Here is a 21,002-nt window from a genome sequence, read left to right as displayed (position 1 = left end):
CGCCGGACAGAGGCGAAATCGCAGAATGTATGTGGAAAACCACGCACATCGCGCCGGGCGGAGACGAAATCGCAAATTATAGGTGAAAAACCACATAAATCGCGCCAATACACATGTGGAATCGCGGAATATATGTGAAAAACCACATAAATCGCAGTCGGGCGGATTCCGCCCGCGAGACGGCAACGAGGCGTACGCGGGATATACACGGGGTATATGCGGCTATATGCGGGTATATGCGGGGTATATGCAATTGCGCGAATACGCGCGACATTTTGTGAACAATCGCCATTCGATCCAATCCGATCCCATTCACTCCGATCCGCTCGGCTCGGCTCCGCTCGGCTCCGCTCGGCTCTCGCGGAGAAGGCAAAGGGGCGCCGTGCAAGTCCCCAACCCGGACTTGCACGGCGCCCCTTCGTCTGGCGGAATCGCCTGTCTAGATCCCCGGCCGGATATGGCCTTGGGCGATCGCTTCCTCGGCGTGGAAGCGTTCCAGCCGTTCCCGGATCTCCTTCGCGGTGCGGTAGGCGAAGAGCTCATCCATCAGGAAACGGCTCTCCTGCGCATTCGTCCGCAGCATCGTCTCCTTGACGGAGAGGATCGACTGCGCCGAGATGCTCAGCTCGTGGATGCCGAGGCCGAGCCAGATCGGCATGGAGCGAACGTCGCCGGCCATCTCGCCGCAGATGTTCACCTGCACCCCGTGCCGCTTCGCGGCGGCGACGACGGTCTTCAGCATGCGCAGCACGGCCGGATGGAACGGTTCGTACATGTGGCCGATGTGCTCGTTCATCCGATCGACCGCAAGCGTGAACTGGATCAGGTCGTTCGTGCCGATGCTGAAGAAGCTCACTTCCTCCGCCAGCAGCTCCGCGATCGCCACCGCGGCGGGCACCTCGATCATGATGCCGGTCCGAATCTTCTCCTGGCAGGCAACGCCTTCGGCGACCAGCTCCAGCCGCGCCTCCTCGAGCAGCGCATTCGCTTCCCTCACCTCTTCCACGGATGCGATCAGCGGGTACATGAGCTGCACGTTCCCGAAGACAGACGCCCGCAGGATTGCCCGCAACTGCACCTTGAACAAGTCCTTGCGGTTCAGGCTGAAGCGGATCGCCCGGTAGCCGAGGAAGGGATTATCCTCTTCCGGGAGGTCGAAGTAGTCGAGCTGCTTATCCCCTCCGATATCGAGCGTCCGGATGGTGAGCGGCTTGCCTTGCAGCTTCTCCGCCGCTTGGCGGTACACCTCGAATTGCTCCTCCTCCGAAGGGAAGCGGCTGCGGTCCATGTACAGGAATTCGGTGCGGAACAGGCCGACCCCGTGCGCGCCATTGCCGATTGCGGCGTCGAGCTCCTTGATCGAGCTGATGTTGGCGGCCAGCTCGATCGTCATTCCGTCCGGCGTGACCGACGGAACGAGCGCAAGCTGCTGCAGCCGTTCTCTCGTCTCCGTCTCGCGCTGGCGAAGCTCGGAATACCGGATGACGGTCTCCGCGCTCGGATTGATGTGAACGTAGCCGCTGCGCCCGTCGACGATGAGCAGGTCTCCGGTCTCGATCGGGGCCGGCAGCTTGCCTTCGACGCCCATCACGAGCGGGATGCCGAATGCCCGGGACATGATCGCGGAATGCGAGGTCGGGCTTCCGACCATCGTCACGATTCCGAGCACCATCTCCGGCTTGAGGTGAATGAGTTGGGAAGGCGTGAGCTCCCGAACGACGAGAATAAACGGCTGCGCATCCAGCGGCAGCGAGATCTCCGGCACGCCGAGCAGATGCTTGAGCAGCCGATTGCCGACGTCCTTGATGTCGAGAGCGCGCTCCTTCATATATTCGTCGTCGAGCAGGTCGAACATCGTGACGAAGTGATCGATCGCTTCCTTGACCGCCACTTCCGCCGCCTTGTATTGGCGCTGGATGATCCCCTTGATCTCGTTCATGAACACCGGGTCGTCGAGAATGGCGAGATGCGCCGCGAAGATTCCCGACTCTTCCGCTCCGACCGTCTCGTCCATCTCGGTCTTCAGCTTATGGATCTCGTGCTTCGAGCGCTTGACGCCTTCATACAGCCGCTCGAACTCCAGCGCGAGATCGCCGACTCCGATGAGCTGCTCGGGCATCTCCCATTCCCAATTCGGAAGAACGAACGCCTTCCCGATCGCAATGCCATCCGATGCGGGCAATCCTTGAATCATTGTTCTCCCCCCTTGTCCTCTCTCTCTTTAACGACGACCGACATGACCGCGGCTTGCCCCTTCTTGACCGCCGCGAAAGGAGCGAAGCGCCAGGAGCGTACGATATCCGAGTTGGTGATGACCATCGGTGTCGCGAGCGACTTGGCTTTGCTCTTGAGCGTAGCCAGATGGAAGCGGATAAGCGGCTGCCCCGGATTGACTTCGTCCCCCTCTTGCACGAGCGCGGTGAACGTGTCCTTCAGCCCGGAGGTGTCGATGCCGATATGCAGAAGCACCTCCAGGCCCTCCTTCGTCTGAATGCCGATCGCATGCTTCGTCGGATAGAGATGGATCACCTTCCCGGCGACGGGAGCGACCAGCTCCCCGCGATCCGGGATGAAGGCGACCCCTCGGCCGACGAGCCGCTGCGCGAAGATCGGATCGTCCACATCCTCGAGCGGAATCATTCGACCCTGGACCGGCGCGTGGAATTGAACCTGATGGACGTCGAGCTGCATCAGCTTGGAGATCTCTTCGCGAATCAGCTCCGAGAACGTGCCGAACACGACCTGTACATTGCCCCCGCCCAAGTGGATGACGCCCGCCGCGCCCAGGTGGCGAAGCGACTTCGCGTCGACCCGCCGATCCTCCGCCAGCGTCAGGCGCAGCCTCGTGATGCAGGCCTCGAGACGCACGATGTTCTCCTTGCCGCCGAGCGCCTGAAGAATGAGCGGCGCGCGGTACGGAATGTCCCCCGCCCAATCGTCGAGCCGGGTCGCATCCTCGCGTCCCGGAGTGGACAACTGGAACTTGCGAATGCACCAGCGGAAAAGCACATAGTACAAAACGCCGACCGCGAGACCGAGCGGGATGATCAGCCAACCCTTCTGCGACAACGGGAGGTTGATGACGTATTCGAGCGCGCCGGCCGAGAAGCTGAAGCCGTCCCGGATGCCGAGCTCGTAGGTCAGCCACATGATTCCTCCCGAGATGAGGGAATGAAGAATGAACAAGTACGGCGCCACGAACAGGAAGGCGAATTCGACCGGCTCCGTTACCCCCGTAAGGAAGGCGGTAAGCGCCGCCACGCGGAATTGCTTGCTCGTCTTCGGCTTCAAATCCTCGCGGGCTTCGTGAATGATGGCGAAGGCGATCGCCGGCAGCGCGAACATAATGATCGGATACAAGCCCGCCATGTAGGCCCCGGCCGTCGGGTCTCCCGCGAAGAAGCGCGGCAGGTCCCCGAAGTAGACGTTCCCGCTGGGGTCCTCGTATTCTCCGACCTGGAACCAGAAGACGTGGTTCAACAGGTGATGAAGGCCGAAGGCGACCAGAATCCGGTGCAGGAAGCCGTACAGGAACACGCCGAAGCCGCCGGCGGAGCCGACGACATTGCCCGATTCCGCGATCAGGTCGCGGATGGAATGACCGGCTTGGATCATGATCCAAGCGAAGATCACGGAGAAGGCGCCCATGAAGATCGGAACGAAGCGGGAGCCGCCGAAAAATTGCAGCGATTCGGGCAGCTTCAGCACCTTGAACTTCTCGCTTGCCCAACCCGAGACGATGCCGATGACCGCACCGGCGAACATGGAGGGCTGAACGCCGTCCGGATCATACGTCTTCGTAATCGCCGCGAAAATAACCATTCCCGTCAAGGAGGCCATTCCGGCGAAGACGGATTGATTCGACATGCTGAGCGCGATGCCGACCGCGAAGACGTACGGGACGTAGAGGAAAATCTGCGTCCCCGCCGCCAGCAGCATGTCCGGCACTGCGCCCATTCCGAACGAATCCCATGGCAGGCGGGACAGCATGATGAGAATGGCGGCCGCAGGCAGCACCGTCATCGGCAGCATGAACGCCCGGCCAAGCCGTTGAAGATAGCCCACACCGAACATGAACCTCAGTCCCTCCTTTCTCTCGATGGTACGACTTAAAGCCGCTTTTTGTCAAAAGAAACCGTTGTCGGTCCCTTCCGCTTCAGCGCGCAGAACACGGCAAAATGATAAAACCGGAACACGCAATCCGCCTCGGAATAACCGGCTTGCTTCAGCCACTGAACCTGCTCCCGCGCTCTTGCGTTCCGGTCCTGCAGCCTCCGCTCCTTGGAAGCCTCGATCGCCGAAGTTGCGAGACCGCTCTGCGCAACGCTCTCTTCCCAGCGCCGGTCGTACAGCCGCTCGAAGAATGGCGACTCGCCCGCCGCCTGGTCCGCGTTCACGAACCCTCCTCCCTCGTTCGTCAGCGCATGAAGCTTGGCGAACAAGCGTCTCTTCTCCTCGTCGGCCAGATGATGGATGGACAGCGAAGACACGATCCAATCGAATTTCTCCTCGAACGGGTAAGCCAGGTAGTCGCCGGTTGCGTAACGAATGTTCGCTCCCGTTCCCGCGAAGCGCTCCCTCGCTTGATCCAGCATCTTCTCGCTGAAGTCGATCAAGGTGTAGCTCGCGTTCGGATAGAGGGGCAGCAGGAAGGAGGTGAGCAGTCCCGTGCCCGCTCCGACATCGAGAATCGAGAGATTATCCTTATCCGATTGAACAAGCGATACGGCCGTTCCGTAGAAGTCGTCGAAGCACGGAATCAGTTGCCTTCGCTCGCGGTCGTACTCTCGTGCCGCAGCATCGAATTGAGCCTTCACTTTGTCGTTCATGGTTATCCTTCCCTTCCCGGCGCTGAATTTCTCTCAGTGTAGCAAGAGAACGAAAGGATAGGAAATATATAAAACCGATCCGCTTAATAGGATGCGCCTATAGGCACAAAGAAAAAGCGGCGCGGTCCCGCCCTTGCGTTGAACATCCGGAACAGGCCGCGCTTCCCGCTCTTCCGCTTGGTTTACTTGCCGCTGGGCAGCAGGATCGAATCCTCGACCTTGATGCAGCGGTCCATGATCACCTGCAAGCCGCCTTGCTCCGCGATCGACGCCGCTTCGTCATTCGCGATGCCAAGCTGCAGCCACAGCGTCTTCGCGCCGATCTCGACCGCGCTCTCGGCGATAGGAGGCGTGTGCTCGGGACGACGGAACACGTTCACGATGTCGACCTTCTCCGGAATGTCCTGCAGCCTGGCGTAGCAGGTCTCGCCAAGAATGCTCGTCGCCTTCGGGTTGACCGGAATGATCCGGTAGCCCTTCTTCTGCATCGCCTCGGACACCATGTACGACACCTTGGACGGGTCGTCGGACAGGCCGACGACCGCGATGGTGTGCGATTGCCGAAGGATGTCCTTGATCTGTTCCCTGGACGGATTCGAGAATGCCATTCTCTTCAGCCTCCTAAGACATCGTTAAGATTCGATTCCTTATTTTACCCATTCGACCTGCGCTCCAAGCGCGAGCAGATGATCGAAGTAGTTCGGGTACGACTTGGCGACATGATGCGCTTCCTTGATGCGGATCGGCTGCTTGGAGCGCAGGCCGACGATCGTGAGCGCCATGATGACGCGATGATCGAAGTGCGCATCGATCTCGACGCCGCCCTCCAAGCCTTCCGGACGACCGTGGACGATGATCTCGTCGCGCTTCTCCTCCACGTTCGCCCCGGCCTTGCGAAGCTCGGTCAGGTAGTCGGTGATGCGATCGCATTCCTTGTACCGAAGGTTCTCGACGTTGTAGAAGCGGGACGTTCCTTCCGCGAACACGGCCGCCGCTACCATCGCGAGCACGCCGTCGGTGAATTCGTCGCCGTCGAATTCGCCGGCGGTCAGCTTGCCGTTGCCCCGAACGCGAACGACGCCGTTCTCGTGGGTCAGGTCTACGTTCATGGCGCGGAGCACGTCGACGACGGCGCGCTCGCCCTGCTTGCTGTCCTCGTACAGGCGATGCACGGTCACGTCCGAGTCGGTCACTGCGGCCGCGGCCAGAATGGCCGCCGAGCCCGGGTAGTCCCCCTGCACCGTATACGTCTGCGCCAAGTACTTCTGCCGTCCGGGCACCTTGTAGTGCATCAGGTCGTCGGAAGCTTCGACGACGATGCCCGCTTGACGCATCACTTCCAGCGTCTGGCCGATGACGACCTTCGACTTCAGGTCGTTCAGCACCTCGATCTCGCTGTCCTCGTCGAGGAGCGGCGCGAGGAACAGAAGCGAGCTGAGGAACTGCGAGCTGACGCTGCCCGACACCTGGATCTTGCCGCCGCGCGGATTGCCGCCGCGAATCGTGATCGGCAGGCGGCCGTTATGGTGCTCCACTTCGACTCCCATGCTCTGCAGCGCCGTGATCAGATCGTCGTGCGGACGCTTGCCGAGAGAGAGCGGGTACGTATTGACGAAGGTCACTTCCGGCAGGAACGCCGCGATGGACATCAGGAAGCGAAGCACCGCCCCTGCATTGCCCACGTTGAGCTGCTTGGCCGGGAACGGATGGCGCCCGAATCCGGTGATGACGATCTTCTCGTCGTCCTCCTCCACGATCGCCCCGAGATCCCGAATACAACGGCGAATCGCGTCGCTGTCCTCGCTGTGCGCCGGATAGCGGATGGTGCTTGTGCCTTCCGCGAGCGCGGCGACGAGCAGGTAGCGGGTCGTGTAATTTTTCGAAGAGAGGGCTTGGATTTCGCCTTGAAGCTTGCCCGTAGGGGTTACGATCATATCCATTGCGGTTAACGCTCCTTAAGTTAGTGTAGATAGAGGGATAACGCCCTCCCGAGCGGTGATTTGACAGCTCTGCCGACGTTTCATTATGATGATTTTATTCGATCAAGGGAGTGTGCCCCATGAATTCATACGAAGTAATTGCGGTAGACGAATTAAAGGCCCGCATCGACGCGGGAGAGAAGCTTCATCTGATTGACGTCCGCGAAGACGACGAGGTCGCTTACGGCATGATCGAAGGAGCCGTCCACATCCCGATGGGCACCATTCCCGATCGCCAGGACGAGATTCCGAAGGACGAAGAGGTCATCTTCATCTGCCGCAGCGGCAATCGCAGCGGAAGGGTGTGCGAGTATCTGGCCGCCCAGGGCTTCGGGAAGCTGGTCAACATGCAGGGCGGCATGCTCGCCTGGGATATGCTGTAACGAACGCTTTAACGGCCGCTTATCGGCGCCGTCACACCCAGCGAACAAGCATGCTCGCGATCTGCTCCGGAGTTCTGCGGGAGGTGTCGATCGTCGCATGCGCGAAGTCGTAAGCGTGCTTGCGCCCGGCAAGCAGCGTATCGATCCTCTCCACGGCGTCTCCCTCAAGCAAGGGACGCGTCCCCGCCGCCGCGCCTGCCGTTACTCGTTCGAGCAGGCTCTGGCGGCTCGCCGTCAGGGAGACGACCCAGCCTTCCGCCAGCATCAGACGCCGGTTCTGCTCCCGCAGCACCGCTCCGCCCCCCGTAGCGACGATCTGCCGATCTCCGGCCAGAACCGTCTCCAGCACTCGGCTCTCGAGGTCGCGGAAGCGGTCCTCCCCTTCGTCGGCGAAGATCTCGGGAATGCTCTTCCCCGCCAATCTCACAATCTCCTCGTCGGTATCCAAGCGGCTCCAGCCGAGCTTCTCCGCCAGCAGCTTGCTGACGGTGGACTTGCCCGTTCCCATGAACCCCACGACGATAATGTTCCTTCGCTTGCTGCGAGCGTCCAACGCTTGTCCTCCGCTTCTTCTATAAGGATTCCATAATAATAGCATATAACAACAAGGCTAAGGCGGAGGTTGGCATAAAAAAGCCCGGAGGCCCGTAAGGTGATAACAGACCCTTCTCTGCAGAGGTGATGGACAAGATGGACGTTCCGCCCGCCTTCTCTTCCGACCGCTCCGATCCCGGCGCCGTGCCTGCACTCGCGCCCCCGACGCTTAGCCGCCTGCTCGATCCGTCTTATCCGGTGTGCCGGGGGGATCTTATCTGGGCGCTCGACTACATTAAAAGAAAAGTGGCCGAAGGAGCGCCCGAATGGTCGGGGCTCGATCGGCCACGGCTGCTTGCGCACTTCGCCGCCTATGCCGGGGTCGCCATGCGGCTGCTCAACCGGCAGAGCTTATGCGGCGAAGACGCGGAGCACTTGCGCGCCCTGCTTCGGGACACGCTCCCCTGAATGAGTCTTGCATTCTGCAAGCAACGAACCGCTTAGGCTTCCATCCAGTTGTGATGGAACGTGCCTTCCTTGTCCAGACGCTTGAACGTATGAGCGCCGAAGTAGTCGCGCTGAGCTTGCAGCAGGTTAGCCGGCAGACGCTCGGAGCGATAGCTGTCGTAGTAAGCGAGCGCGCTCGCGAACGACGGAACCGGGATGCCGTAACGGACCGCCGTCGCCACGACGTCGCGCCATGCGTCCTGATAGGATTCGACGACGCCCTTGAAGTACTCGTCCAAGAGCAGGTTGCGCAGGCCCGGGTCGCGATCGTACGCATCCTTGATGTTCTGCAGGAAGCGGGCGCGGATGATGCAGCCGCCGCGGAAGATCATCGCGATGTTGCCGTATTGAAGGTTCCAGTTATACTCGTCGGAAGCGGCGCGCATCTGTGCGAAGCCTTGAGCATAGGAGCAAATCTTGCTCGCGAACAGCGCCTTGCGAACCTTCTCGATGAATTCGGCCTTGTCTCCTGCGAACGCGGACGTCTTCGGCCCCTTCAGCACCTTGCTCGCGGCGACGCGCTCTTCCTTCATCGCGGACAGGAAGCGGGAGAACACGGACTCGGTGATGATCGACAGCGGAACGCCCAGGTCGAGCGAGCTTTGGCTCGTCCACTTGCCCGTGCCCTTCTGGCCGGCGGAATCGAGGATGACGTCGACCATCGCCTTGCCCGTCTCCGGGTCCTTCTTGGAGAAGATGTCGGTCGTAATCTCGATCAGGTAGCTGTCGAGCTCGCCCTTGTTCCATTCGCCGAAAATCTCGTGCAGCTCGTCCGTCGAGACGCCCAGCACATCCTTCATCAATTGGTAAGCCTCGCAGATGAGCTGCATGTCGCCGTATTCGATGCCGTTATGGACCATCTTGACGTAGTGGCCCGCGCCGTCCGGTCCGATGTATGTGCAGCAAGGGTCGCCGTTCACCTTCGCGGAGATTCCCGTCAGAATCGGCTCAACGAGCTTGTAAGCCGCTTCCGGTCCGCCCGGCATGATCGAGGGGCCCTTCAGCGCGCCTTCTTCGCCGCCGGATACGCCGGTTCCGATGAAGTTGAAGCCCTGCTCCGTCAGCTCGCGGCTGCGGCGCTGGGTGTCCGGGAAGTACGCGTTGCCGCCGTCGATAATGATGTCGCCCTTGTCGAGGAATGGAGTCAGCGATTCAATCGTCGCATCCGTGCCGGAGCCGGCTTGCACCATGATCAGAATCTTGCGCGGAACTTCGAGCGATTGAACGAATTCCTCTACGGAGTAGGTCGGCACGAGGTTCTTGCCCTTGCCTTCCGTGTTCAGCAGATCGTCCGTCTTCTCGCGCGAACGGTTGTACACGGCAACCGAATACCCGCGGCTTTCAATGTTCAAGGCAAGGTTCCGTCCCATGACGGCCATGCCGACAACTCCGATGTTTGCTTTAGACATTTTTCGCTTCATCCTTTTGACAGTCTTTTTTGCACGCAATATGCCTATTGTACTCTATTTTGCCAACACATGAAAACCTTCTTTTTCAACAGCAAACCCGCCCGCTCGACACCAAACGCCCGTTATCGGTCGAACCCGACCGCCTTCAGGAATGCCCGCGCCAGCGCGACGTGCCCGACCATGCTCGGGTGAACGCGGTCCCAGGCGATCGTCGCCGGGTAGATATGCTCCAGAATCCGGTCGAACTCCGCCTGCGTATCCACGAACAGCGTTCCGTGCTTGGCCGCGATGGTGCGAACCGCTTCCCCGTACAGATCCATCGTCGCCCGCATCGCATCCGACTTGTTCGGCTCCAAGTAGAACGGCGTCATCAAGACGATGCCCTTGACGCCTTCCTTCGTCCGGACGACCAGCTCTTCCAGCTTCGCCTTGTACTCGTCCAGGTACACGTGCGATTCCGTCTTGTACGGCAGGTCGAATTGCCGCCACACGTCGTTCGTGCCGATCATGATCGACAGCCAGTCCGGCTTCTGATCCAGCACGTCCGTCTGCCAGCGCGCGTCCAGGTCGCGTACCGTGTTGCCGCTGGTGCCCTTGTTCACGACCCGAATGCCCAATTCCGGGTAAGCGGATTGCAGCAGGCCGTCGACGACCGATACGTACCCCTTCCCAAGTGCGCCGAACAACCCTTCCCCATCCGGACTGCGTTCGCAATCCGTAATGGAATCCCCGATAAACAGCAGCTTGTCCCTTTGTTCCAGTCTCATCCTCATTCTCCCCCCACTTAACCAACTGCTACCATTATATCGAAATCGCTTTTTTCTTCAACAACGAAATGACGACGACGAAAAAGCGCCCCGAAGGGCGCCAAATAGTTGTATGGGACGTAACGGAAGCGCGTGCGGCTACAATTCCAGCAGGAGCATCTCCTTGCGCATATCCTCCAGCCGAACCTTGCTCTTCTCGGCTTCTTCGGTCTGACCGAGCTGCAATGCCTCATGGAGGACAGCCAGCTCATAATCGACCTCGAGACGAAGAACGCCCGCCCGAAGTTCCGCTCTCTTCGACTTGAACGCCTGAACCATATCTTCTACCGTAATTTGAGGACGCTTCTGGAAAATGATCCGATGTTCCATGCCTGACACCTCCACGAGACGAATAATTTCTCCGAACATGATGTTCTCGATCAGCACCTGACGGTCGCGAAACCTCTTGACGATTGCATGGCCTCTGGAGTCGTTGATCAGCTTCTCGATCCAGAGCGACAACTTCTCATCCTTGACGACATAGTCGCCGACCATCTTGTACCGGTTCGATGACCGCTGGAATCGGAGCTTAAGCAGCTTGCGTCCCGTTCGAACGGAGATGAGAAACTGCTGATCGTTCTCATTCCAGTACAAGGAGTAGCCTTCAGAGATGAGCCCTCGAATCAAATTCTGAAGCTGCTTGCGATCGAAGCGAAGTTCCAGGTTGCAGTATTCCACCTCGTGGCTCCGATTCACGGCCATCCCCCCCATCCTGCACTTGACGCGCGGCTCGAGTTGTTGACCGAATGTTCAGAATATTTGTTCTTACCTCTATCTTATACTCCATCTTATGTTCTGGCAACTTGGATTCTTGACTATTTTCGCTCGATTGGACAAGGGAAATATCGGAGGGGCCGTACCGGAGCCGGAGGGGCTGGAGGGACTGGGGAGGCCGGAGGGGCTGCAGGTCGGCAGCTTGCTTGCAGAGGATGTGCCAAGCGCACGTTCCGCACGTTCGCATGACAGGCCTCTGATGTTCGCATACACCTGATGCTCGCCGCACCTTGATGTTCGCAGCCCCCCGATGTTCGCCGCACCTCCGCGCCGATGTCATCGGTCCCCGATGTCCTTTGCGATTTTATGCGCTTTCTCACATTCATTGGCTTGGATTGGCGGGAATCCGGACGTTTTATGCGGTTTTTAACATACATACGGCAACTCGAACCGGGATTTCCTCTATGTACGCTATTTTTCACATAGAATCGCTCCAACTGCCCGGTATCGCGCTGCGCCAATGTGATTTTTCACATAAATTCCTGTCCTCCGGCGGGATTGACGGGAGCCTTCTTGGAATGACGGGGCCTGAGCATCCCGCCGACAATGGACAGCACTCTTCTGCGCGGCAGCAACCGGGCGAGCTGCGCCCCCAGATAGTTCTGCAAGCCGGGCACTGCATAGGGCTTCCCGCCTTGCAGCGCTCTCATGGCCGCCTTAACGACATCCTCGGCCGTTCCCCGGCGGCCGACCGATGCCTCCTCGGCGTTCACGACATCGAAGAATGCCGTCTCCGTGGCGCCCGGGCATAACGCGAGAAACTTCACCCCGCGATTGCGATTCTCTTCATATAAGGCTTCCGTGAAGGACAGCACGTACGATTTGGTCGCTCCGTATACGGCCATATAAGGGTCCGGCTGGAACGCCGCCGTAGACGAGACGTTGATGACGGCTCCGTCGTTCCTGTCCAGCATATCCGGGAGAAACAAATGCGTCATGTTCGTAACCGCAAGCACGTTCAGCAGAATCTCCTCCTGCTGGCGCTGCCCATCCACCTGTTCGAAGCAGCCGTGCGTAGCGAAGCCTGCATTGTTGATCAGCATGTCGATCCTAAGCCCCCGCTTCCGGCATTCCTCGTACACTCGCCTTGGCGCATCGGGCTGCGATAAATCGGCTGCGATTGCCTGCGCATCCACTTGGTGCTTCTCCCTCAGAAGCTCTGCCAATTGCTGCAGCTTCTGAGCGGAACGAGCGACAAGGACAACGTTGCTTCCTCTGGAGGCCAGCTCGCTCGCAAATACTTGACCGATTCCCGATGATGCCCCCGTGATCAAAACCCATTTTCCCCGATACTGCAGTGTGTTGGCCATTAAAACCCTCTCCTCAGTAACGACATTATAATTAGGTAACATTGTTACCAATTAGAATCAATGTATCAAAAACGATATCCGATTGTCAATTGCAACGAATCCGAATTTGACCCGACTCAGACGGCAACAGTAAAATACGTATAGAAACACCGTTTCCCCGCTTCGCTCCATTCCTACCATAAAGGATTGATTAACGTTGAACGAATTCACTAATCCGGGATTAAATACAACGGCGTCCACCCTCCAGGAAGCTCGGCAGCAGCATTCGGAGCACTTGCGGCAAAGCGTCGTCCAAGTCGCGGCTTCGTTGCTGCGAGAATATGGTCCCGAGGCCGTTACCGTGCGGCGAGTCGCAGAGAGAATGGAGTGCTCGACCAAGATCATCTATAGTCTGTTTAACAGAAAAGAGGGGTTGGCCAAAGAGCTCTACCTCGAAGGCTGCCGCATATTGGGCCGCGAATTCGAAGCGACAGCCTTAACCGGAATTCCCGAGGCCGACCTGCAACGACTCGCCCAGGCGTATTGGCGCTTCGGCCAAGAGCATGCAAGCTTCTATCAAGTGATGTTCGGCGGCGCCTTCGCCGAATTCAAGCCGGACGAGATCAGCATGCAAGGGATGACAACCGCTTGGAGCCAAGTCACCGCACTGATCGCATCCGCAGATCTGGACGAGAATTCCCCGGAATGGACTGCTAGGCTGATCTGGGCCGCGCTGCATGGCGTCATTCATCTGCACTTGGCCGGGCAGTTGGGCAGCGGCGAGGAAGCGGCCATGCTCTACGACCGAACCGTCGCAATGATTGTTCATTCTTTATTCGACAAGCGGCGCAATTAGCGTCCTCCCGCACGGGTTGGATTGCCGAACATTTTCCTATATAGTGATAGGAAAAGCTTACTGCGCGCAAAAACAAACAGAGGTGATTCATCGTGACCAACGTCGCAACAACGGGCTTCGTCGGCTTCACGGACTCGGACTTCGACGCCATGTCGGTTCCGGGGCTGGAAGGCCGAATGGAAGCCATTATCTCGCAAGTAAGACCGAAGCTGCGCGCCGTCGGCGACGCGCTCGTTCCGGTTCTGTCGGCGCTCACCGGCGAAGAGACGTTCGCCCATGTCGCCAGGCACGCCAGAAGATCGGTCAATCCGCCGGACGACACCTGGGTCGCGTGGTCGCCGAGCGCCCGGGGGTACAAAGCGTTCCCGCACTTCCAGATCGGCCTGTGGTCCACACACCTGTTCATTCAATTCGCGATTATTTATGAATGCCCGAACAAGGCGGCGTTCGCAGAGCATGCGCTGAGGGAGCTTGCTTCCGTCCGGCAATCGATCCCGGCCGCTTACGTGTGGTCCAAGGATCATATGGTGCCGACCGGTTCGGTCCATGCGGACCTGCAAGACGAGGAGCTGGCGCAACTGTTCCAGCGGCTGGGAAGCGTGAAGGCTGCCGAATTGACCTGCGGCATCCACATTCGGCGCGGCGACCCGATCCTGGGCAGCGGCGACGCCCTGCTGAGCAAGGCCAAGTCCGTCTTCGAGACGTTGCTTCCCTTGTATCGAATGGCGCAAGCCTGAGCGGCTCAGCATACACGTATAAACGCATAGGCAACGCAGCAACAAGCCCCCGGCCGCATATGCGGTTCCGGGGGCTTCCCTATTAAGCGATCAAGCGGCTTGCGTGGTCGCCGCGGCGATGCGCTGGCGCCTCGACTTGCGGAAGAACAGCAATTCATAGAGGCACGGCACGAGCACGAGCGTCAGCAGCGTCGCGACGAGCAGGCCGCCGATGACGACGATCGCAAGGCTCTGCGAGACGATGCTTCCCGATTCCGAAGTGCCGAAGACGAGCGGCAGCATCGCGCACACGGTCGCAATCGCCGTCATCAGAATCGGCCGCATCCGGGTTCCCGCCGCTTCGAGCAGCGCTTCGCGGATCGTCATCCGCTCTTCGTTCTGCTTCACCCGGTCGATCAGGACGATCGCGTTCGTCACGACGATGCCGATCAGCATGACGACCCCGAAGATCGCGGTGAAGTCCGGCGTGACGCCCGTGATGATCAGGCCGAGGACGGCGCCGATCGGAACGAACAGGATCGAAGCGAGAATGGCGAGCGGCGCCCGCAGCGTCTTGAACGTGAACACCATGATGAGGTAGACGATGCCGATCGAGACGATCATCATCAGGAACAGGCTTGCGAAGTCCTCGGATTGATCCGCCGAAGCTCCTCCGACGTTCAGCTTGACGCCGTCCGGCACCGTCACCTTATCCATCGCCTTCGAGATCTCCGAGCCGACCTTCGACAACTGGCTCGGCTCTACGCTCGCCGTGACGCGAATGTAGGGCTTGCCGTCCTTGTGATAGAACGTCGTCGGCTTCTCTTCCTTCACCCACTTCGCGATGCTGGAGACCGGCTTCGCACCTTCGTCCGTCATCACCTCGAGCTTGCCCAGATCGGCCTCCGAAGCAACGGCGAGCGCGGGCTGAAGCACGACGCTCAGCGTTTGCCCTTCCGACGGAATGGCGCCGATCGGCACCGGATTCAGCATCGCTTGCAACTGCGAAGCGATGTCCGCGGACTTCGCGGCCGTCGGATCGACTTCGAGCGTGTAGACGGTCGTCTTCTGGTCCTGGTTGCTCTCGACCTTCAGAATGCCCTTGATCGGCTGGATGGCGGCCATCGCATCGCTCGCAGCGGAAGCCAAGCCGCCCTCGTTGTCCCCGGTAATATCGACGAACACTTGGGTCTGGCTGCCCCCGCCGAAGAACGAGCTTGCTCCGACCGTCAGCTCCGCGTCCGGATACTCTGTTCGCTGCGACTCGACGGCTTCAATGAGCTTATCCGCGTCCGCTCCGTTCTTAATCTTCACCATGTAGGTGACGAGGGTCGGCGACTTCACGCTTCCGTATTGGGCGGAGTCGGCGCTGTTGCCCATATCCATGAACACCCATTCCCCGCCGTCCTGCTGCAGAAGGAACTCCTCAAGCTTCTTGCCGTTCTCGAACACGTCGTCTACCGGCGTATCCGGCTTGTATTCCAACGAGACGTCGATGCTCATTGCGCTCGAATTGTCGACCGCGCCCTTCGGCAGGCTGAAGTAGGTGCCGATCGAGCCGACCAGCAGCGCGAGGGCGACGAGCAGCGGGAGCCACTTGTGCTTCAGGTTCCACTCGAGGAACCTCGTGAAGCGCTCGGACGGCTTGTGCTCCTTGATTCTCGAGCCCTTCAGGACACCCGAGCTCATCAGCGGAATGACCGTCAGCGCGACCGCCAGCGAAGACAGCAGCGAATACGTCACCGTCAGCGCGAACGGCAGGAGGAACGCCTGCAGCGAGCCGCGCAGCAAGCCCATCGGCAGGAACACCGCAACGGTCGTCAGCGTGGATGCCGTGATCGCTCTCGACACCTCGCGGGTCGCGTCGATCATGAGACCGACCGAGAACGTCTCCTTCTGCAGCCTGCGGAAAATATTCTCGATAACGACGATGCTGTCGTCCACGAGCCGCCCGACGGCGACCGCGACTCCGCCCAGCGTCAGAATGTTGAGCGAGATGCCGGACAGGTCCAGCAGGTACAGCGTAATCGCCATCGACAGCGGAATCGAGACGATCGTGACGAGAGTCGCCCGCACGTTGCGCATGAAGAGCAGGATGACCAGCGTCGCGAACAACGCCCCCATCAGCACTTCTCTCATCATGCTGTTCACGGAATGGACGATCTCATCCGACGTGTTCAGCAGCATCTGCAGCGATGCCTCCGCATGTTCCTTGTTCCAGTCGTCGATCGTCGTCTGGATGTCCTTCCCGACGCTGACGGCGTTCGCGTTCGCCGCCTTCGAGACGACGATGCTGAGGGCATCCTTGCCGTCGATCCGCGAGACGCTCTCCGTATCGGTTACGACTTGCACCTCGGCGACATCGCCGAGCGCGACTCCTCCCGCGACGGGAAGCTTCTTCAGCATCTGAGCATCCGACAGGCTGGAGGCGACCCCCAGGTTCACGATCGTGCCGTCCAGCGCGGTCTGCCCGACCGAGGAGGCATCGGCCCGGCCCTGCAGGACGCCGTACAATGCCTGCAGCGGCACGCCCTTCGCTTCGAGCTTGGCCAGATCGGGAATAACGTGAACGACCGGCTGCGACTTGCCCGACAGTTGGACGGTGCCCGCTCCGTCGATCGAGCGGAAGCTGTCGACGATCCGGTTCTCGATCTTCTCGCGGTCCGCCTGGCCCGTTCCTTCGTCGAACGTCAGCGCGACGTAGGCGATCGGAATCATCGATGTGTTGAATTGAACGACGTACGGCGGAGACGCCCGTTCGGGCAGCGGGATGTTGGCTACGGCCCGCTCCACTTCCGCCTTCGCTTCCTTCATGTCAGTCTTGGAATCGAAGTCCAGGTTGATGAGCGAGAAGTTCTCGCCCGAGGTCGAGAAGATGCCCTTCTTGCCCTTGATGCCCGCCAGCGCCTGCTCCAGCGGATTCGTCACTTGCTCCTCCATGGTCGCGGCGTTGTAGCCTTGGCCGATGACGCTGACCGTCACCTGCGGATTGTCCGCCTCCGGCATCAGCTCCATCGGCAGCTTGAAGTAGCTGATGACCCCCAGCCCCAGCGCCATGACGACGAGAAGAATAATCGCCGCCTTGTTGCGGAATGCACCTTGAATCAATGATTTCACCGTCAGATATCCCCTTCCACTCCATGATCTATATTGAGTCCTTCTCATCATAAAGGGAGGGATTGGCAAGGGGGAAACGTCTGCGGACCGGACTTCGACCTGGACGGAAGTCTGAGAAACGATCAGACCAGAGGACATATGATCAGCGCACAAACAACGGCACGAACCTCCGTCACGCGGCGGTTCGTGCCGTTGTGCGGCGATTCGTGCCGTTGGGTGCCATGCGGCAGGGAGCGCCGCCGTTCAGCCGTTATGCGCCTGGGCAAATGCCCGGTCCGCGCTTCGGAACCGCGCCAGCAGGCCGAGCGCCGCCAGCGAGAGCGCCCCCGAGAGGACGAACGGCATCCACGCCGCCGCGCCGAGCAGCGCGGTGCCGAGCAGCGGCCCGACGATGCGGCCCAGGCTGTCCATCGACGAGCTTAAGCCGGACGCGATTCCTTGCTCCACCGTCGTCTTCTGGGTAATCAGAGACGTTACGCAAGGGCGAATCAGCGAGTTGCCGATGCCGAAGATGCACAGGCAGATCGTCGCCGTCACCCAACTGTCCGCGGTCAGGAGCAGGAAGAAGCCGACCGCCGAGATCACCAGACCGGCGGCGATATACGGCGTCTCCTGCCCCTTCTTCACCTGGCGGCGAACGACGCCGCCTTGGATAAGAGCCCCGACGAGACCGCAATAGAAGAACATCATGCCGACCTGGCGCGGCGTCACGTCGAAGCGGCTCATGCCGTACAGTTGCATCGTCGCCTCCAGGATGGCCAGCGAGAACGTCACGAAGAACGCGAGCACATACAGATTTTTCAGCGGCCCTTGGAACGCGGTCCAGCGCGACGTCTTCGGCTGGCCGCGCAGCTCGGCGCGGCGCTCCGGGGACAGCGACTCGGTCAGGATGCCGAGGGCGGCGAGGAAGGTGAGCAGCGAGAGCGCGGCGGCCGCATAGAACGGCGCGGACAGCGAGATCTCGCTGAGCAGCCCGCCCACGAAGGGGCCGAAGGTGAAGCCGAGGCCGATGCTCATGCCGACGACGGCCATCCCCTTCGTTCTCTCTTCATTCGTCGTAATGTCGGCCACGTAGGCGACGATGCAAGCGGTCACCGCTCCCGAGAACAGGCCGCCGAGCAGCCGGGAGACATACATCAGGACAAGGCTGTCCCCCGCCAGGCCGAAGAGCAGGAAGCTGACGCTGAAGCCGAGAACGCCCGTCATAATGACGGGGCGGCGGCCGACCCTGCCGGAGACGGCTCCCCACACGGGCGAGAGCAGGAAGGAGACGAGCGAATACAGCGCAAGCATCAGCCCGGTGTGCCAGTTCGCCATCTCGGGATCGATGTCGGATACGGCTTGAGGCAGCACGGGAATGATGATGCCGAAGCCGATGAACGTTGTAATCAGCATAAGGGATACGATCGCGAGTTTGGTGCGCAAGTAAATTTTCTCTCCTTAATTGATCTCCAGTTAACATACGGTTCAATAAAATATGGTAGCATAATCGCGAGCCTGTTCCAAATCCGTTCAGCGGGGGGAATTCGGGGCGAGGCAGGCTTGTCCGGCGGAACTTGTTGCATTCCCCCCTATTTTTGCTATACTCATGCTTGTTCAGTTTACCGTATGTTACGGCATGGAAAGGCAGGGGCTTAATCTTGAATCATTCCCGCACTCCCTTATTCGACGCATTGCGTCGCCATGCGGAGCACAATCCGATACAGTTCCACATCCCCGGCCACAAAAGAGGCTCAGGCATGGACCCGGAGTTCCGCGAATTCGTCGGCCAGAACGTGCTCGATGTCGATCTGATCAACATCGCGCCGCTCGACGACCTGCACCAGCCGGTAAGTGTGATCCTGGAAGCGCAGCAGCTCGCCGCCGACGCGTTCGGCGCGGATGCGACCTTCTTCTCCGTTCAAGGCACAAGCACCGCGATTATGACGATGATCATGAGCGTGTGCAGCCAAGGAGACAAAATCATCGTTCCCCGCAACGTCCATAAATCGGTCTTGTCGGCGATTATCTTCTCCGGCGCGCGCCCGGTGTTCCTGTCGCCCGCGCGGGACCGCAATCTCGGCATCGACCACGGCATCACGACGCGTTCGGTTCGCCGCGCCCTGGAGCGCCACCCTGACGCCGCCGCCGTGCTCGTCATCAATCCGACGTACTTCGGCGTCTGCGCCAACCTGAAGGAGATCGTCGATCTCGTGCACGAGTACGACATTCCGGTGCTCGTCGACGAAGCGCACGGCGCCCTGATCCACTTCTCCGACGAGCTTCCGCTCTCGGCGATGCAGGCCGGCGCCGATATGGCCGCGACGAGCGTGCACAAGCTCGGCGGCTCGATGACGCAGAGCTCCATCTTGAACATCCGCTCCGGGCTGGTCAACATTCAGCGCGCGCAGACGATCTTCAGCATGCTGACGTCGACCTCGACGTCTTATCCGCTGCTCGCGTCGCTCGACACCGCCCGCCGGCAGCTCGCCCTGCACGGCAAGGAGCTTGCCGCGCGCGCGGTCGCACTGGCGGGCCAGGCTCGCGACGCGATCAACAGGATCGAAGGACTGTACTGCTTCGGCGAAGAGCTGCTCGGGGACGAAGCGACGTACGATTACGACCCGACCAAGGTGACCATCCACGTCCGCCACCTCGGCATGACCGGCTACGATGCCGAGAATTGGCTGCGGGAGAAGGTCAACATCGAGGTCGAGATGAGCGACATGTACAACATTCTCTGCCTCGTCACTCCCGGAGACGACGAGGACTCGATCGGCATTCTCGTCGACGCGCTCGCACGGATGGCCGACGAATTCCTCCATACCCGCGAGGTGAAGGAGCTGAACATCCGAATTCCGGAGATTCCGCACCTCTCCCTCACGCCGCGGGACGCATTCTACGGCGAGACGGAGACGATTCTGCTCACCGAATCGGCCGGCCGGATCATCGCGGAATTCATCTACGTCTACCCGCCGGGCATTCCGATTCTGCTTCCGGGGGAAGTCATCTCGCAGGACAACATCGACTACATCGTCGAACACCTGGAGGTCGGCTTGCCCGTCAAGGGACCGGAAGACCGCAATGTTCGCCACATCAAAGTCATCGTCGAAGAGACCGCTATCTCCTAGCGGTCTTTTCTTTTTCCAATCTGATTCTCTGTTGCCATTGCCCGTCTCTCTTGCGGATTGTCAGTCCTCTTCCGGAATGGTATGATCTGGATCAGGGAGGGAGATGCCGATGAGCCAGAGCGCTTACATCAAGCTCGTGCAAGGGTCCGCCGCTTCCTCGGTAACGGTGGAAGACATCAAGACGAGCCTGAGGCATTACCGGGAGCAGACCGAATTAACCGGCCGACAGCTCGGCTGGACGTATGCGGAAGCCGCGTTCCCCTACACCTTCGAGAGCAGGCCGGGAGAAGAGGATCGCTGGTTCTACCTGAAGGGCAATCATCCGAAGTACCGTTACATCCTGTTCGGGACGACCGCCATCCCCGAAGCGCCGGACGCGCAGCAAGCAACCTGCATCCAGATCGTCCTGCCGGACGGAGCCACGCACGGGGACAAGGCCAAGGCGAACGAATACGGCAAGTGGATCGGCAAGCAGCTTCTGGCGGAAGTGACGCTGTTCAACGGCCGTACGATGTACTACAACCCGCGCAAGGGCTGACGATAACGAATAGCGAACAGCAGGCAAATAAGAAAAACCGTCAGGGATGAGTTCATTCCCTGACGGTCCTTTGTTTTGCGTTCCATGAGACTATTCTGCAGTTGTGCTACGGACATCCTCAATCCTGTATTCATTACCGTGTACCCCTTTGTAAT

Annotated in this window: 18 protein-coding genes; 6 read left to right on the top strand and 12 right to left on the bottom strand. The window is 59.9% G+C overall.

Features of this window, described 5'->3' with window-relative positions; genetic code table 11:
• Nucleotides 1-439 precede the first annotated feature (439 nt).
• The 5 genes from ptsP to aroA all read right to left on the bottom strand — a co-directional run bounded on the left by ptsP (nucleotide 440) and on the right by aroA (nucleotide 6,769).
• The gene (gene ptsP / locus E6C55_RS25955) at nucleotides 440-2,194 is read right to left on the bottom strand and encodes a phosphoenolpyruvate--protein phosphotransferase (protein WP_136372747.1); all 1,755 of its coding nucleotides are present in this window, start codon (nucleotides 2,192-2,194) and stop codon (nucleotides 440-442) included.
• A complete protein-coding gene (locus tag E6C55_RS25950) occupies nucleotides 2,191-4,074 on the bottom strand; it encodes a glucose PTS transporter subunit IIA (RefSeq protein ID WP_136372746.1) in 1,884 nt (627 codons plus the stop codon). Before E6C55_RS25950 ends, ptsP begins: the two co-directional genes overlap by 4 nt.
• 35 nt (nucleotides 4,075-4,109) lie before the next feature.
• Nucleotides 4,110-4,829, bottom strand: coding sequence for a class I SAM-dependent methyltransferase (locus tag E6C55_RS25945; RefSeq protein WP_136372745.1), 720 nt, complete (start codon nucleotides 4,827-4,829; stop codon nucleotides 4,110-4,112).
• Nucleotides 4,830-5,011: 182 nt separating this feature from the next.
• Nucleotides 5,012-5,437 (bottom strand): CoA-binding protein, encoded by a 426-nt coding sequence (locus E6C55_RS25940; protein ID WP_136372744.1) that lies wholly within the window; start codon nucleotides 5,435-5,437, stop codon nucleotides 5,012-5,014.
• Nucleotides 5,438-5,476: 39 nt separating this feature from the next.
• A complete protein-coding gene (gene aroA, locus E6C55_RS25935) occupies nucleotides 5,477-6,769 on the bottom strand; it encodes a 3-phosphoshikimate 1-carboxyvinyltransferase (protein ID WP_136372743.1) in 1,293 nt (430 codons plus the stop codon).
• Nucleotides 6,770-6,888: 119 nt separating this feature from the next.
• Here aroA and E6C55_RS25930 point away from each other — a divergent pair, with 119 nt between their 5' ends.
• Nucleotides 6,889-7,191: a rhodanese-like domain-containing protein gene (locus E6C55_RS25930; RefSeq protein WP_136372742.1), complete on the top strand. Its 303-nt coding sequence runs from the start codon at nucleotides 6,889-6,891 to the stop codon at nucleotides 7,189-7,191.
• A gap of 31 nt (nucleotides 7,192-7,222) precedes the next feature.
• On the opposite strand, the gene E6C55_RS25925 is transcribed toward E6C55_RS25930, so the two are convergent.
• Entirely contained in the window at nucleotides 7,223-7,744 is a 522-nt protein-coding gene (locus E6C55_RS25925) for a shikimate kinase (protein ID WP_269145562.1), read from the bottom strand.
• A gap of 137 nt (nucleotides 7,745-7,881) precedes the next feature.
• On the opposite strand from E6C55_RS25925, the gene E6C55_RS25920 reads away from it, so the two are divergent.
• Nucleotides 7,882-8,193, top strand: a complete 312-nt coding sequence (locus E6C55_RS25920; protein WP_136372740.1) for a hypothetical protein — start codon at nucleotides 7,882-7,884, stop codon at nucleotides 8,191-8,193.
• A 32-nt stretch (nucleotides 8,194-8,225) separates the two neighbouring features.
• Here E6C55_RS25920 and gndA read toward each other — a convergent pair whose 3' ends face one another.
• The 4 genes from gndA to E6C55_RS25900 all read right to left on the bottom strand — a co-directional run bounded on the left by gndA (nucleotide 8,226) and on the right by E6C55_RS25900 (nucleotide 12,531).
• Entirely contained in the window at nucleotides 8,226-9,641 is a 1,416-nt protein-coding gene (gene gndA / locus E6C55_RS25915; RefSeq protein ID WP_136372739.1) for an NADP-dependent phosphogluconate dehydrogenase, read from the bottom strand.
• Nucleotides 9,642-9,763: 122 nt separating this feature from the next.
• Nucleotides 9,764-10,408, bottom strand: a complete 645-nt coding sequence (locus E6C55_RS25910) for an SGNH/GDSL hydrolase family protein (RefSeq protein ID WP_136372738.1) — start codon at nucleotides 10,406-10,408, stop codon at nucleotides 9,764-9,766.
• 138 nt (nucleotides 10,409-10,546) lie between these two features.
• Nucleotides 10,547-11,143, bottom strand: a complete 597-nt coding sequence (locus E6C55_RS25905) for a hypothetical protein (protein ID WP_136372788.1) — start codon at nucleotides 11,141-11,143, stop codon at nucleotides 10,547-10,549.
• Nucleotides 11,144-11,691: 548 nt separating this feature from the next.
• A complete protein-coding gene (locus E6C55_RS25900) occupies nucleotides 11,692-12,531 on the bottom strand; it encodes an SDR family NAD(P)-dependent oxidoreductase (protein ID WP_136372737.1) in 840 nt (279 codons plus the stop codon).
• Between the two features lie 196 nt (nucleotides 12,532-12,727).
• On the opposite strand from E6C55_RS25900, the gene E6C55_RS25895 reads away from it, so the two are divergent.
• Complete coding sequence (locus E6C55_RS25895; RefSeq protein ID WP_136372736.1) at nucleotides 12,728-13,366, top strand: TetR/AcrR family transcriptional regulator; 639 nt, start codon at nucleotides 12,728-12,730, stop codon at nucleotides 13,364-13,366.
• Between the two features lie 92 nt (nucleotides 13,367-13,458).
• Nucleotides 13,459-14,103 (top strand): YktB family protein, encoded by a 645-nt coding sequence (locus E6C55_RS25890; RefSeq protein ID WP_136372735.1) that lies wholly within the window; start codon nucleotides 13,459-13,461, stop codon nucleotides 14,101-14,103.
• Nucleotides 14,104-14,193: 90 nt separating this feature from the next.
• On the opposite strand, the gene E6C55_RS25885 is transcribed toward E6C55_RS25890, so the two are convergent.
• Entirely contained in the window at nucleotides 14,194-17,199 is a 3,006-nt protein-coding gene (locus E6C55_RS25885) for an efflux RND transporter permease subunit (protein ID WP_136372734.1), read from the bottom strand.
• A gap of 243 nt (nucleotides 17,200-17,442) precedes the next feature.
• A complete protein-coding gene (locus E6C55_RS25880; RefSeq protein WP_136372733.1) occupies nucleotides 17,443-18,624 on the bottom strand; it encodes an MFS transporter in 1,182 nt (393 codons plus the stop codon).
• A gap of 215 nt (nucleotides 18,625-18,839) precedes the next feature.
• Here E6C55_RS25880 and E6C55_RS25875 point away from each other — a divergent pair, with 215 nt between their 5' ends.
• Nucleotides 18,840-20,309, top strand: coding sequence for an aminotransferase class I/II-fold pyridoxal phosphate-dependent enzyme (locus tag E6C55_RS25875; protein ID WP_136372732.1), 1,470 nt, complete (start codon nucleotides 18,840-18,842; stop codon nucleotides 20,307-20,309).
• Nucleotides 20,310-20,418: 109 nt separating this feature from the next.
• Nucleotides 20,419-20,847, top strand: coding sequence for a DUF1885 family protein (locus tag E6C55_RS25870; protein WP_136372731.1), 429 nt, complete (start codon nucleotides 20,419-20,421; stop codon nucleotides 20,845-20,847).
• Nucleotides 20,848-21,002: the final 155 nt, after the last annotated feature.

The organism is Cohnella fermenti (assembly GCF_004801405.1).
In the GTDB taxonomy this organism is placed as follows: domain Bacteria; phylum Bacillota; class Bacilli; order Paenibacillales; family Paenibacillaceae; genus Cohnella; species Cohnella fermenti.
Note: the sequence above shows the minus strand (reverse complement) of the source record. Positions and strands in the feature narration are given on the sequence as shown.